This window comes from Lactobacillus sp. JM1, assembly GCF_009834385.1.
GTDB lineage: Bacteria > Bacillota > Bacilli > Lactobacillales > Lactobacillaceae > Lactobacillus > Lactobacillus paragasseri.
Genome location: NZ_CP044412.1, coordinates 1,030,528 through 1,044,922 on the forward strand (window position 1 = coordinate 1,030,528; position 14,395 = coordinate 1,044,922).

Consider the following 14,395-nt stretch of genomic DNA (forward strand, 5'->3'; position numbering starts at 1 on the left):
TAAAAATCTAACCTCTTAATCTCTACTTGTTTCTAGAATTGAACCATCTTCGCCCATGCGGAATTTAACATTTTCGTCGATCCATTTTCTTCTCGGAGCAACCTTATCTCCCATCAAGGTTGTCACACGCTTTTCAGCAAGTTGTGCATCATCAATCTTAACTCTAATTAAAGTACGAGTTTCAGGATTCATGGTAGTTTCCCATAACTGATCAGCGTTCATTTCACCTAAACCTTTAAACCGCTGTAAAGCAAATCCTTTACCCATATCTTTAGAGTCTTCACTTAGTTCTTCATCAGTCCAAGCATATTTGATCTTAGCCTTTGCACCGTTTCCCTTTTGAAGCTTGTAAAGTGGTGGAAGTGCGATATAAACGCGCCCTGCTTCAACCATTGGACGCATATATCTGTAAAAGAAGGTTAACAACAAAATTTGAATATGAGCACCATCAGTATCCGCATCTGTCATGATGATGATTTTATCGTAATTAGCATCTTTAATTTGAAAATCAGAACCAACGCCAGCTCCAATAGTATGAATCATAGTGTTAATTTCTTCATTCTTAAAGATATCTTGTAATTTAGCTTTTTGTGTATTCAATACTTTACCACGCAATGGTAAGATTGCTTGAAATTTTCGATCTCGGCCTTGTTTTGCAGATCCTCCAGCTGAGTCACCCTCGACTAGGAATAATTCATTTTTCTTAGGATTACGTGATTGAGCAGGGGTTAATTTTCCAGAAAGAATTTCTTTCTTTCGTCTCTTTTTGCCGCTTCGACTTTCATCTCTGGCCTTTTTAGCAGCTTCACGCGCATCCCTAGCCTTTTGAGCTTTTTGAACTAAACTTTGGGCAAATTCTCCATTTTCCATTAAGTAATAAGAAAGTTGCTCGTAAACAATGCTATCAACAACACTTCTTGCTTGTGGAGTACCTAATTTACCCTTGGTCTGTCCTTCAAACTCTAATAATTCTTCAGGGATCTTAACAGATAAGACTGCACTTAGGCCTTCACGGTAATCACTACCTTCTAGACCCTTATCTTTATTTTTTAACAAGCCCTGCTTTTTAGCATAATCATTAAAAGCTTTAGTAAATCCACTTCTTGCACCTGCCTCATGACTACCACCATCAGCAGTACGAACATTGTTTACAAATGAAACAAAGTTTTCTGAGTACCCATCGTTATACTGACCAGCGAATTCTACCTCAATGCCATTTTGCTGACCAGAAAAGTAGAATACATCTCCCATCGTATCTTTATCTTCATTTAAGTAAGATACAAATGACTTAATTCCATCTTCATAGAGAAATTCATCATGATGTTCGGGTTCGCGTTCATCGGTTAAAGTAAATTTAACACCCTTTAAAAGAAATGCTGATTCACGAATTCGTTCTTGAATAGTTTCATAATTATAGGTAGTAGTTGAAAAGATAGTCGCATCTGGTTTAAAAGTAATCGTGGTACCATTCTTATCTTTAGTTTTACCCAAATGCTTAAGAGTGCCAATCGGATGTCCACCATTTTCAAATTCTTCTTCATAAGCCTGTCCGTCTCTAACGACTCTAACCTTTAGATAAGAAGATAATGCGTTTACGACAGAAGAGCCGACACCGTGCAAGCCTCCAGAGGTTTGATAATTTTTCTCAGTAAACTTACCACCTGCGTGCAAAACAGTCAGAATAACCTCAATTGTTGGAATTCCTGATGCATGCATTCCGGTTGGCATTCCACGTCCAAAGTCCTGAACTGTAACCGAATTATCTTTATGAATAGTTACGTTAATTTCTTTACCATAACCAGCCATTGCTTCATCAACTGAGTTATCAACGATTTCGTAAACTAGTTGATTTAGACCATGTCGATCAGTTGAACCGATATACATTCCTGGACGTTTTCTTACTGCCTCTAGTCCATGAAGAATCTGGATCGAAGAATCATCATATGAACTGGTCGTTTTATTTGTTTTAGCCAAATAAATGCCTCCATTTTTAACAGACAATCAAAATCAATCCCACAGCTATTATAATCTCTGTTAAAATAGCTTTAGATTTTAAATGGGGTTGAAAATTAAATGTCTACGTTGAATTATTTACTAGTTTTTATTTTAGCATACTTAATTGGGTCCTTTCCTACAGGTGTGTTAGTCGGAAAAATATTTTTTCATGAAGATATAAGAAATTTTGGATCAGGAAACATTGGAACAACTAATTCATTCAGAGTAATGGGACCGATAGCTGGAAGTGCGGTTTTAGTTATTGATGTATTAAAAGGAACACTTGCTACCGATTTGCCTTTAATTTTCCATTTAAAGGGACCAAAGTATTTATTATTAATTGCCGGTGCCTGCGCTATTTTAGGTCATACTTTCTCAATCTTTCTAAAATTCAAGGGAGGAAAAGCGGTAGCAACTAGTGCGGGTGTATTCCTAGGCTACAATCTAAAATTCTTTGGACTATGTGCAGTAGTTTTTTTACCAATGCTCTTTATTACTTCATACGTAAGTTTATCTAGTTTAGTTTCAATAGTGATAATTTTTATTTGTTCTTTCTGGTTTCATGATATCTTTCTGACTATTATTACTGGAATCATGATGGTCTTATTGTTTGTAAGACACCGTTCTAATATTAAACGATTAATCAATCATGAAGAAAATATTGTTCCTTTTGGATTATGGTATTGGTATAAAAAATCCCATGGATTACTCAATAGTAAATCTAAAATAAATAAATAGTAAGAACAAAAGACTGCTAAAGTTAATGCTTTAACAGTCTTTTTTCATAGTTATTATACTTCATTCAAACAAATGTTCGCAAGGCGATTCTATAGCAAATTTTTAGTAAGGATAATTATCTAAGCGATCTTTTTCGGTGATTTTTCTTACTACCCGACCTGGAACTCCTAAAACAAGTGAATTATCAGGAATATTTTTAGTTACTACGCTCCCTGCTCCGATAACACAGTTCTTACCAATAGTTACGCCCGGACAGACAGTCACGTTACTTGCTAGCCAACAGTTATCGCCAATTGTAATTGGAGCACCATATTCGATATCAGCAATTTTCCCATCTTTTTGAAGACGTGCATTACGTTGCTCAGGCAATAAGGAATGAAGTGGAGTTACTAATGAAGTATTTGGACCACACATTACATTATCACCAATCGTTACAGGACAAGTATCTAAAATAGTTAGGTTAAAATTGGCATAAAAATTCTTACCTAGTTTAGTAAATTTTCCATAGTCAACCTTAATTGGTCCTTGTAAATACACTCCTGTTTCATGATCTGGAAATAATTCATCAATAATTGCTTTTCTAACTTCTTTATCTTCATCGGCGGTTTGATTATAGTCCCTACTTAAACGATGAGCTTTCGTTGAAATTCTGCTTAACTCCTCAGTGTCTGGACGATATGGTAAACCGGCGAGCATTTTTTTAGTATTTTCTTCCATTATCAAAACCTAGTTTCTTATCTTTATCTTTATCTTTTTATTTTATCTATTAGTACCTAAAATATCATATTTTTGTTAAATTGAATGCTTAAGATTATGATAATTAATTAGTTAGTGGAGGAATAATAATGAAAAAGATCAATTTGAATGAACTCTATGACTTAATGTACGACCACTTAGATCCTAATGGCTGGTGGCCTGGGAGAAGCGACTGGCAAGTAATTTGGTCAACAATTTTGATTCAAAATACTAATTGGAAAAATGTTGATAAGGCCTTAGCAACTCTGTACCAAGCCACTAATTTTTGGCCAGAGAACATCTTAAAGATGCCCGATGATAAATTAGAAAAGGCCATTGCTTCTGCTGGCTTCTATACTAGAAAAGCTGCCACTCTGAAAAGATTGGCAACCTACTTTCAGAAATATGATTTTGACCTAGATAAATGTCGCCAATTATCTAAAGACCAGTTACGTTCTGAACTGCTTAGCATTAAAGGAATTGGTCCAGAAACAGCAGATGTAATCTTAATGTATGGTATTCAGAAAGGCGAGTTCGTCGTTGATAAATATGCTAGACGATTATTTAATTGTTTAGATTACCAACTTCCAGTTTCTTATCAAAAGGCAAAAGATTTAGTTGAAGCTAATGTCGATCATTTTACACTGCGTAATTATCAGAATTTTCATGCGATGATTGTTATATTTAACCAGCAATATAAACTTCCAAAAGATTTTGAAAATACTTTTTTGAATGGTTATCAATTAATAATTGAAAAGTAAAAGAGACTAGTACTAAGCTAGCCTCTTTTGTATTAGATTGACCTAATTATTCTGAATCACGAAGTTGTCTCAAACTTTCACCAAAGATGTTATCAATAGCAGCTGGATCACGGTGGTCGAAGAATTGACTTTCGCCCTTGTCTAGTTCCTTAATCTTTGCCATTTCATCTTGTGTTAGTTTAAAGTCAAAGATATTAATATTCTCTTTTTGATGTTCATCATGAACAGCCTTGGGAATAACTACGATGCTCTTTTGAGTTAACCAACGTAAGATAACTTGTCCAACAGTTTTATGATGATTCTCAGCAATTTCTTTCAAAACTTTATTATTGAAAATGTCGTGCTTACCATTTGCAAATTGTGCCCAAGCCTCAACTGCTACGTCTCTTCCTTGGAAGAACTTAACATCATTAGTTTGCTGGAACCAAGGACTAATTTCAATTTGATTAATTGCTGGCTTGTCTTCATGAGCTAATTCCAAGTTCATATATTGATCAGGATAAAAATTTGATAAACCAATTGAGCGAATTTTACCTGCGCGCTTAGCGGCTGCTAAAGCATCCCAAGCACCAAAAGTATCGCCATAGGGTTGGTGAAGTAATACCAAATCGATGTAATCAGTACCTAATTCTTTTAAGTCATGATCAATTGCCCTTGTAGCCTTTTCATACGACATATTTGAAACCCAAATCTTAGTAGTTAAAAAGATGTCATCTCTATTAACAGCACTCTCAGCAATAGCTTCACCGACTGCAATTTGGTTGTCATATGCCTCAGCAGTATCAATCATTCTATACCCATTTGCTAAAGCCATTTCTACTGTTTGTCTTGCTTTTTCATGGTCCGGAATTCTAAACACGCCTAAACCTAACTGAGGCATTTTATTACCATCATTTAATGTAATTGTTGGAACTTCTGTCATAGTATAGTCCTCCTTTTTCTAACAACTTCATTTTAGTGCTAGAAAAGTAATAAATAAAATAAATAAGACTATTTTCAGAGTCATTAATTAAATACTGAGTCCAATTATGTTCACGATTACGGTTATCATCCATCACGCCTTCTAGGTCATGCGCTTTATATAGCGCCTCGCGTGTGTGGACTTCGTCTTTACTTAAATTAATCTTGATAGCTTCTTCTAAGACATCTAAGTGGTGTGCCTTTGTAGCCCCAACAATCGGAGCAGTAACCTTAGTTTTAAGCCATGCTAGGGCAATTGTTGCCATTGAAGTATTGTGATTTTGAGCTATTTTTTCCACTTCATCAATAATTGGGCGATCAATATCGACAGTTTTACCATACTTATCTTTTTCTGAAAAAAGATCTTGTTTTCTTCTAATAGTTTGCGTACCAAATGGATGTGCCAATCGACCACTAGCTAAGGAGCTATAAATTAACCATAGAATTTATTAAATAGATTTTCTAAAGACATTTTCGTAACTGAAAATGAAATATTATTTTTAATCAAATAATTCGTTATTTGATTAAATGTTTCTTGATTTATATTATCAATTGCTATAAGACTAGTTTTATTTGGTAAAGTTTGAACTTCAACATTGTTCAGAATATCAGTAAGTAGAGCCGAACTCTTAAATTCTAAGTACCGCTCAGTTTCTGCCTTGTTATTAAAGTCTTCAATTATCTTCCCATCTTTTAAAAATAAGACTTGGTCCGCATATTGTTGGAGATTTTGCAATAAGTGGGATGCCATAATTATTAGCTTGTTTTGCGACCGCAAATCCAATAAAACTTGTGAAATTAATTGGACGTTCTGTTGATCAAGGCCATTCATAACTTCATCTAAAAGCATCACTGGAGTGTTGGCTGCCACTACCATTGCAAAGCATAAACGTTGTTTCATTCCTAATGAATAAGTTTCAACTTTTCGACTGACGTAGCTTTCCATTTTAAGAGTAGAAATAATCTTTTCAATACTTTCAGGATTATTTTTCCATAAATTAGCATAGAGTTTTAAATGATCTTTACCAGTCATAAAAGGAAATAAGTCACTTTGATCAGGAAAAGCACAAATTTTTTTGTGTAATCTAACAATTGTCTTCTCATTCTTGTATTGCAAATTATCGTACGCAATATATCCATTCTGCGGTTTCAAATTATTTAAGATGACATTCATTAAAGTAGATTTTCCTGTGCCATTTGGTGCAACTAATCCATAAATCTTACCACTTTGAAAACTATAATTTAAATTATCTAAGACTATATGATTCCCAAATGATAATTTAATATTTTTTAATTCAAGCATTTAATCTCATCTCCTTATCAGTTTAATTCTCTTTGACCTACTAATAATTAACATAAAAATTTCAATAATTACAATTGACAACATTAGTGGAACTATACCGGAATTAAATCCCCATCCTGGTGAATCCATTAGATAGGACAAATTTCCGGACAAGCTTTCTCCAATAGTAAAATAAGTCATTGGTAAACTTTGTAAAATTGGGTAGACAAATCCCATACCTAAAGAGAAATATAGAACTTTCCCACTTACTGCAAAGACGCTTGCTAATAATTCGGCTACATATTCACTTTTAAAAATAATTGAAAGTAAAATAGTAAGTCTAATAAATAGAAAAACAATTAAAATAGCAAATGTTCCAAACTGAATAAAGTAATTACCAAGCGTTGGATATTTAAAGGGCTGAATAAAATATAGTCTTCCAGTATAAAACGTTGTCCTTAGCTTAAATGAACCAAAACCATATCGAGGTGCAGTACACAAAGTGACCACGATAAAAGCTAGTAAGTAGTTGAAAAGTACACCTATTTCAACTACCCCAGTTTTAATCCAGAGAATAGTATTTTTGCTTAATGGGATATCTTTCAACACTGAATAGTATTTGCAATCATTAGTTACGATATCAGCTGCAAAAAGAACTACAAAAATAATTAGAATTAATGTTGTCCAACCAGAAATAGAATTTTGTAATATTTGTAAAGTCGTTTTCTCTTCAACAATATTTTTAGTTAGTGGCTGTTTGCTTTTAGCTAGTGCATCATAAAAATGAGCTGTTCGTTGATAAGCAAAGTGTCCATCTTCACGGTAATTATCATTCTGATAGTACTGAGAGGGATATAAGAACTGCTGATTTTCATCTACAAAAATCAAGTGATCAACGTATTTGTACCACTTACTTGAATAAATTACATATTCTTTCCAGTTGTTTGCCTTAATTCCATTAATTCGATGCTTATCAAAATTTAAAATATCTGGATACGTTTTGATTGCATTAACATATCCCTCATTAGGTACTTCATGAGTATTCTTAGATTCTTGCATTTCCTTTATTTTAGTTGTTGCTTTATTTAAGAATAATGTATATCTACGATACTCTCCGTTAATGGCATAGGGATCAACCTTTTCAATTAATTGACGATTGGGCACGCTAACTAATCCAAAATATAGAGAAAAGATAAAAGTTAAAGCAAATAAGCCAATATTTTTAGGGTTTGTGAAAAAACGTTTTAATTGAAATGAAAAATACTGCTTCTTCATTGCTTTTTCCTCCCTGCTGCCAAATATTGAAATAAGATAAGTAAAAATATCGACCATATTAATAAAACGCAATATCCTGTTAATAAATTAATGCTATTTAAATTTAGTTTATTGGCCAAATTGCCATTTAGTAAATCAGTTAAATTTAGGTATGGAAAAGGCAAAAATACTAGCCATTTTAGAGTAGCCTTAGGTAAAAACAATAAGGCATAAAGAATAACTTCAATAAAAATCGTTAAATAAACATTTTTAGTTAACTGATTTAAAAATAGGCTCAAACTAGTAGTAAAGATTATTAGGCCTGAAAGATATACTAAAAATAAAAAGCAATATAGCCATAGAGGAATAGCTAATATACTAGTAGTATAAAAAATCACTGGATAATTTAAAGTAACAAACCCATGACGTAAACCGGCAAATATATATGCTAGTATTATCCCTAATAAAAGCGGCAAAAAAACTAATGTAGAATTAATAATAATTTTTCCAAATACTTCATCTTTAAAACGATAAGGAATATTTTTTAAGATAGACTGATGTCGTAAATTAATAATCCAACTATCACTTGAAATAAAAGAAAGATAAAAAAATATAATAGTTCCTAAAACCGACAAAATATAAATTAGATATGTCGCAGAACTTTCATTATTCATAAAAATTGGAATTTTATGCTTAATTAGGTAATCTGTTTTATTCAATTCTTGCTTGATAAAGAATTGTGATGGTACGTTTAAAGTTTTAGCGCCTGCGTAGTGGTTGTGATAACCAGCTTGCATAGTATTTAATAAGTTGCGATAACTAGTCAGATATTGAACAGGATCTACAAAAACTTGACTATTTTGTAGACTAGCTAGCTCTTGTGACTGCTTGTTTAAGTTGTCATATGTGCTTTTATAAGTCGGTCTTTTTAGCATTTCGCTATCAAAATAATTTGCATTTGCTTGAAGAGACTGACCATAATTCTCCCAGCTTTTTGCTCCGTCTCCTATCTTTTGTTTTTCAACTATAAATAAAGAAAAGATAATAAACAGCACGAGTAGTATAATGAGAAGTTGATTTTTCTTAGACTTTAAACCAATTAATAGGTTTGATTTGAGATATGTTGGGTTCATCTGTAACACTTCTTAAAATTTATTTTAAGTATTAGTATGAATGGAAAATAAAAAAATGCTTAAATGTTTCATATTTGAAACACTTAAGCATAAGTTAAGGTAAGACCGTGTATATCTCTTTAAGATCATAATCTTTAAAAAAGTCTATGATTTTACTAGCTTCTTTTTGATTACCAGTAAAAAAATTTTGATAATAGTTTTTAATAATCCTATAAATGGCTAAATCAGGAAGTTTAGCTAAACTATCAATTATCTGATAGCCCCATTTGGCACAATCAGTTTGATGATTTTTATAGCAGTTATGGAAATAATTTATACAGATAGAACCAATCAACCGTTGTACATCAAAGGACAAAGAATTTATATTCTTTTGCTTTGTGAGTTGCTGCATATAAAAGGTTAAATCGTCAAAACTAAAAATAAGCATTGAATTACAAAACAACTGAAGCGTGTAAACGTTATTCCACCATTTTTCTACATTAAATAATTTTCTTTTTATTTCATTACGAGTATTTAAACTTATTTTATCTAATTGATTATTTAATATAGCGTTGATCAAAAGTGAAGATAGTTTGATTGTTTGATCACAATTTGATACTTGTATTTTTTTATTTAATTCTTGTACCTCATGTTTATTTTTATTATTAAAAGCAACTAAAATTTCCACTTTTAATCTATCGCTTTTACTAGTAGAACCTGCATTATTTATGAAATCATTTAGGTTAATATTATTTGCTTCTAAAATCGCAAACAAGTCCTTTGCGCTAATTTCATTTAATCCTCGTTCAACTTTAGAATAAAAAGATTTACTAATGATTCCGTGAATAAACTGATCTTGCGTTAGTCCTAACATTTTTCGCTTATTTCTTAGCATCGTGCCAATTTCCATAGTTTTCACTTCCTCGTATTTAGATTGACATGTTTAGTCTTTTACAGCATCTTATGCTTCTTCATTCTCTCTTCAAAAATACCATTTACTAGCTTCGTCATTTGTTGCTTTTCTTCTTCGGTTGGTTCAACACCTTTTTCAAAAGCGCTATATAAATCGGGATGCTCTCTAGCAATTAGTTTACAAGTTCCTTCAGTGGCATGCTTACGAAAAATAGCTGGTATTTTCTTTAAATATTCTGGCTTAACTAAGGCAATAATTTTCTCATTTGCTGTCATTTTTACATACTTCCTTTCTTTCAATTTAGTGATATTTTAACGACAGATCGTTTAATTTTCAAAAACATTTATTAAAAGTAAAAAAACGTTCAAGTTATTAAGCTTGAACGCTAAAGACTAATTATTATCATTAGAACCAAAAATATCTAAGAACTGTAGGAACAAGTTAACAAAATCCAAATATAATTGAAGCGCCCCTAGTACTGCTAGACCATTTGTTGAAAGCTCTCCATCAAACTGCAAATAGATATTCTTCATTCTTTGAGCATCCCAAGCAGTTAAAATAGTAAAAATAATGACTGCAATAAAAGAGAAAATATAATCTATTGTTGGATTTTTTAAGAAAAGGTTGATGAGCATGGCTACTATTAAGCCAATTAAGGCTGCTGATGCATAGGATCCAATTCTACTTAAGTCACGTTTTGTTACTGTTCCTAGAATAGCCATTACAATAAAGACACTTGCTGAAGCTACAAAGGCTGAAGCAATATCTTCGCCACTATAAGCACCAGCAATAAAGGCAAAAGTCACACCATATACAATTGCTGTGAGCATTAGCAAAACAAAGCTCATTACTGGACTTCTAGTAGCATTAAAATTAATGACTAAAGTTAAAGCTATTGGTAAGAGAAGTAAAAACCACATTGCCCAAGGATGATGATTCATTAAATTAAGCATCTGTTTAGCAAAAACAGTCATTGTTAGGTATGAACTTACAGCAGATACTAAAACTGCTAAAGCCATTAAACCATATAGTTTACTTAGAAATGTATTTAGGCCAGATTCATCGACTAAGTGCCGGCGTTCTGGTTCTTGATCAAAGTTATACATAATACATCCTCCAATCTCTACTCTTCATCTTTAATGTAGCACTTAGTCAGAACAAAGAAAAAAGAAATATATTCGTAAATTGCAATAATAAATTGAACACTTTTGGTTAAGCTGCTTGATAGATTCGATCTAATTCTCTTTCAAAGATTTCATCTGGTGTATGATAAGCTAAGATCTTTCTTGGCAATGAGTTGCACCAGGTTTCAATGTCAATGATATTTTGTAAAGAATAGTTAGCTATTGCTTCTCCTTTAGGAATGAATCTGCGAATAAGACCATTGTGTCTTTCAACTGTTCCCTTATCACAAGAAGTGTAAGGATGGGCATAGTAAACCAGTGTATTGGAGGCTTCTTCTAGGTTGGAAAGATCCGCAAATTCTGAACCATTATCAGTGGTAATAGTTTTAAAAATATCATTCCAGTGTTCACTGTATTGTCTTTGGAGTTCTTTAAAGGCCTGCATGACACTGATAGAAGTCTTGTCGGGAATACGAATAATTAAGAATTCACGACTCATGCGCTCAGATAAGGTTAACAGCACTTCATCATCTTTAGTCTTATGTCCAAGGACCAAATCGCATTCCCAATGACCGAATTCATTACGTTCACTAATTTCTTTTGGACGTTCTTCAATACTTCTGCCAAGCTTTTTCTTGTTTTTGCGAACACGATGAAGCTTGGTATTGCGTTTAAGCTTCTCAGGCAAGTCGTAATTATAAATGCCTAATAAGCCCTTATCAACGTAATTATAAAGAGTTTTGGTGCAGACAACATCGCTGCTAGAGAATTCGCCAGCAACAGTGGCACGATTACTGCAAACATCAAGCGACCAACCGTCTTTAAAGAAATGTTTGTGGACATAGTGAATAAATTGATTTTTTTTGAGAAAGTCTGATTTACGCCCACAATTTTTACGATGAGCTTGATATACATCATGTCCTTGAGTAGCCTTGTATCTTTTGACTTTACCATGATACAGTTTTACAGTGCCACGTTTAACCTCATAACTGATAGTAGAAGGAGAACAGTTGAGTTCACGAGCAATTGCACGCAAAGAGCAGCCATCTTTCAAACGCAATTGAATAATAACTCGCTCTTCAAATGATAAATGCTTTCCTTTAACGTGCCGATTCATGGTAGAATGTAAAGAGTCCATTTTGACCTCCAATAGAAAGTTTTTGTGGTTATTAACATTCTATCAAACAGGTCCGAATGGACTTTTTATTTTTCTAAAGTGTTCAATTTGATTTTACAATCAACGAAAGAAATATATTATAAAATTTTTGTAATAAAAAGACTGAGCAGTTCTTTAACCACTCAGTCTTGCATAAACGAACAAGTTATTTAATCATATGTTGGTAATTTGTCTCAAAGATCTTCTTATCATATAAATCGGAAATATTAAGATTCTCAATTGCATCAGTGACTATCTTATCAGCACCTGCTGGCATAACTGCAAATGGTGCATCAGTTCCAAACAAAACATGATTAATACCAAAATAATCAAGTGCTAATCGTAAAGCAGGAGTATTACCTAAGATAGCTGTATCTACATAGAAATTCTTAAACATTTCTGCATGCTCTTGATCTAAAATATGATCAATTCTACCACTAAAGAACGGCACCATTGCACCAGCGTGATGAACAAGAATCTTTAAGTCGGGTGCCTTTTTGAAAATATCACTTTGAACTAGCTGCAACATTGCTTGCGATAATTCATATTCCCAAGAAAAGACTAAATTATTATCTGGCTTACGATTATCAAATACAGGATGAAGCCATAACGGAAGATTTAGTTTTGCTGCTTTTAATAAAATAGGTTCAAATTCCGGATCAGCAATGCTTTTTCCTAAATGACGTGTGAAAATTTGTGCTCCCACTAAATAAGGACTTTTCTCAATATTCTCTAGAATCTTAAGTGAGGCAGGGATGTTATTCATAGCTAGCATCCCTACTCCAGCTTCAAAATACTTTGGATGATTTGCAACAATACCAGCTAATTCTTGATTAGCATATTGGGCAATCTTACTTACCTCGTCTCCGTCAACAAAGTCTTCTGATTAATATTTGCAAAAGAAACAACTTGCTTAGTATTTTTATTAGGCCACTTGGCTATTCTTTCATCTAAATTAACTAAAGTCTCTATCTTAATAAAGGGATACTTTTGCGGAATTGTCGCATCAATATCAAGCATTGCTTGATAAAATTCCGGCGTTAAAATATGTGCAAACGCATCAATTTTCATAGTTATTACCTTCTTTATCATAATCCTTACCATAAATATATTGATGCAGCTTCAAATACTGCTGTTCAAACTTTTTCTCACTTGCGTTGTCTTTGGCAAAATAATACCGCTTTCCTTCGAGTCCTTTAGGCATATAATTTTGCTTTGCGATCTGAAAGGGCTGCGCAAATGGATTGTCAATCAGTCCACCACCAGTTATTTCTTCAGAATGTTTATAGTGCATATCGCGGAGTCCTCGCGGCATTGGATGATTACTTGGATGATCAGTATCTTCGTCTAATTTTTGCCAAATTTCATCGAAAACACCTGACTTTGGCGATAAACACATCAGCATTGTTGCAAACATCAAAGGATATTTTGCCTTAGGCATCCCAATTTTTTCTGCTTGATTAGCCGCAACTACAATCTGGGTAGCTTGCTCAGGATTAGCTAAGCCAATATAAGTATAAGGAATTTCTCGCAGACGTCTGACTACTGAAGGTAAATCACCATTTTTTAATAAAACTGCTAAATAATATAAAGATGCGTCTGTGTTAGAACCGGCCATAGAATCGGAATAGGCAGCTAAGTAATCATAGTGTTTCGTGGCTTTTCGGTCATAGGCAAAATGTTGTCCTTTTACAAATTGCGTTACTTCTTCAACTGAAAGGTTTTCATTAACTGCATGAATAGTTTCTAAAAGATTTAATGCTACTCGTAAATCCCCATCGGCAGAAATGGCAATAATCTTAACTGCTTTTCGGTCAATATTTTCATCTTTAAAATGAAAGACTTCTTTTAAAGCACGGACTAAAACTTGTTCAATATCTTCATCACTTAACGTTTTGAATTCAAAAATCTGACACCGTGATCGCACTGCTGGCACAATCGACATAATAGGATTTTCAGTAGTTGCCCCAATTAAAAGAATACGTCCATTTTCTAAATAAGGCAGCAGAAAATCTTGCAGCGTAGTGGTCATCCGGTGAATCTCATCAATTAATAAAACAAAGGATTGATAAGGATATGTATTAATGATCTGTGTAAGCTTAGCTTTATTATCAATTGAAGCGTTAAAAGTTGCCAATGGATAGTCAAATTCACGAGCAATAATTTGAGCTAAACTAGTCTTTCCCGTTCCTGGTGGTCCCCAGAGAAGCAGTGAGATTGGCACATGTTTTTTAATAATTTGATAAAGAGGACGTTCCTTTTCAATTAAATCTTTTTGACCTACAAACTGTGATAAATCCTTAGGTCTAATTAAATCTGCTAATGGCTTTCTTATTGGCATAAAATTCACTCACTTACTTATAGT

General features: G+C 33.2%; 14 protein-coding genes and 1 pseudogene. 2 read left to right on the forward strand and 13 right to left on the reverse strand.

What is annotated here, in order from left to right:
* Window positions 1-15 precede the first annotated feature (15 nt).
* On the reverse strand, window positions 16-1,974 hold the full coding sequence (parE, locus tag F3I00_RS05250) for a DNA topoisomerase IV subunit B (RefSeq protein WP_020807354.1): 1,959 nt from the start codon (window positions 1,972-1,974) through the stop codon (window positions 16-18).
* A 99-nt stretch (window positions 1,975-2,073) separates the two neighbouring features.
* Here parE and plsY point away from each other — a divergent pair, with 99 nt between their 5' ends.
* The gene (plsY, locus tag F3I00_RS05255) at window positions 2,074-2,733 is read left to right on the forward strand and encodes a glycerol-3-phosphate 1-O-acyltransferase PlsY (RefSeq protein WP_020807353.1); all 660 of its coding nucleotides are present in this window, start codon (window positions 2,074-2,076) and stop codon (window positions 2,731-2,733) included.
* A 102-nt stretch (window positions 2,734-2,835) separates the two neighbouring features.
* Here plsY and F3I00_RS05260 read toward each other — a convergent pair whose 3' ends face one another.
* Window positions 2,836-3,450 carry a sugar O-acetyltransferase gene (locus F3I00_RS05260; protein WP_020807352.1) on the reverse strand — a complete coding sequence of 205 codons (615 nt, stop codon included), beginning with the start codon at window positions 3,448-3,450 and terminating at the stop codon, window positions 2,836-2,838.
* Window positions 3,451-3,578: 128 nt separating this feature from the next.
* On the opposite strand from F3I00_RS05260, the gene F3I00_RS05265 reads away from it, so the two are divergent.
* Window positions 3,579-4,229 carry an endonuclease III domain-containing protein gene (locus F3I00_RS05265; protein WP_020807351.1) on the forward strand — a complete coding sequence of 217 codons (651 nt, stop codon included), beginning with the start codon at window positions 3,579-3,581 and terminating at the stop codon, window positions 4,227-4,229.
* 46 nt (window positions 4,230-4,275) lie between these two features.
* On the opposite strand, the gene F3I00_RS05270 is transcribed toward F3I00_RS05265, so the two are convergent.
* The 11 genes and pseudogenes from F3I00_RS05270 to F3I00_RS05320 all read right to left on the reverse strand — a co-directional run bounded on the left by F3I00_RS05270 (window position 4,276) and on the right by F3I00_RS05320 (window position 14,371).
* Window positions 4,276-5,151, reverse strand: coding sequence for an aldo/keto reductase (locus F3I00_RS05270; protein WP_065169824.1), 876 nt, complete (start codon window positions 5,149-5,151; stop codon window positions 4,276-4,278).
* Entirely contained in the window at window positions 5,120-5,596 is a 477-nt protein-coding gene (locus tag F3I00_RS05275; protein ID WP_020807349.1) for an aldo/keto reductase, read from the reverse strand. The genes F3I00_RS05270 and F3I00_RS05275 overlap by 32 nt, the downstream gene beginning before the upstream one ends.
* Window positions 5,597-5,622: 26 nt before the next feature.
* Window positions 5,623-6,492: an ATP-binding cassette domain-containing protein gene (locus F3I00_RS05280; RefSeq protein ID WP_020807348.1), complete on the reverse strand. Its 870-nt coding sequence runs from the start codon at window positions 6,490-6,492 to the stop codon at window positions 5,623-5,625.
* Between the two features lie 6 nt (window positions 6,493-6,498).
* On the reverse strand, window positions 6,499-7,746 hold the full coding sequence (locus F3I00_RS05285) for a tellurium resistance protein TerC (protein ID WP_159311024.1): 1,248 nt from the start codon (window positions 7,744-7,746) through the stop codon (window positions 6,499-6,501).
* A complete protein-coding gene (locus F3I00_RS05290) occupies window positions 7,743-8,858 on the reverse strand; it encodes an ABC transporter permease (protein WP_020807346.1) in 1,116 nt (371 codons plus the stop codon). The genes F3I00_RS05285 and F3I00_RS05290 overlap by 4 nt, the downstream gene beginning before the upstream one ends.
* A 94-nt stretch (window positions 8,859-8,952) precedes the next feature.
* Entirely contained in the window at window positions 8,953-9,747 is a 795-nt protein-coding gene (locus F3I00_RS05295) for a helix-turn-helix domain-containing protein (protein WP_113533195.1), read from the reverse strand.
* 41 nt (window positions 9,748-9,788) lie between these two features.
* Window positions 9,789-10,025 (reverse strand): hypothetical protein, encoded by a 237-nt coding sequence (locus F3I00_RS05300; RefSeq protein WP_020807344.1) that lies wholly within the window; start codon window positions 10,023-10,025, stop codon window positions 9,789-9,791.
* Window positions 10,026-10,142: 117 nt separating this feature from the next.
* Window positions 10,143-10,856 carry a Bax inhibitor-1/YccA family protein gene (locus F3I00_RS05305; RefSeq protein WP_020807343.1) on the reverse strand — a complete coding sequence of 238 codons (714 nt, stop codon included), beginning with the start codon at window positions 10,854-10,856 and terminating at the stop codon, window positions 10,143-10,145.
* Window positions 10,857-10,962: 106 nt separating this feature from the next.
* Window positions 10,963-12,012 (reverse strand): IS30-like element ISLga1 family transposase, encoded by a 1,050-nt coding sequence (locus F3I00_RS05310; RefSeq protein ID WP_024272995.1) that lies wholly within the window; start codon window positions 12,010-12,012, stop codon window positions 10,963-10,965.
* 184 nt (window positions 12,013-12,196) lie between these two features.
* Window positions 12,197-13,101: pseudogene (locus tag F3I00_RS05315) on the reverse strand (amidohydrolase family protein).
* Complete coding sequence (locus F3I00_RS05320; protein WP_020807814.1) at window positions 13,091-14,371, reverse strand: replication-associated recombination protein A; 1,281 nt, start codon at window positions 14,369-14,371, stop codon at window positions 13,091-13,093. Before F3I00_RS05320 ends, F3I00_RS05315 begins: the two are co-directional and overlap by 11 nt.
* Window positions 14,372-14,395 lie beyond the last annotated feature (24 nt).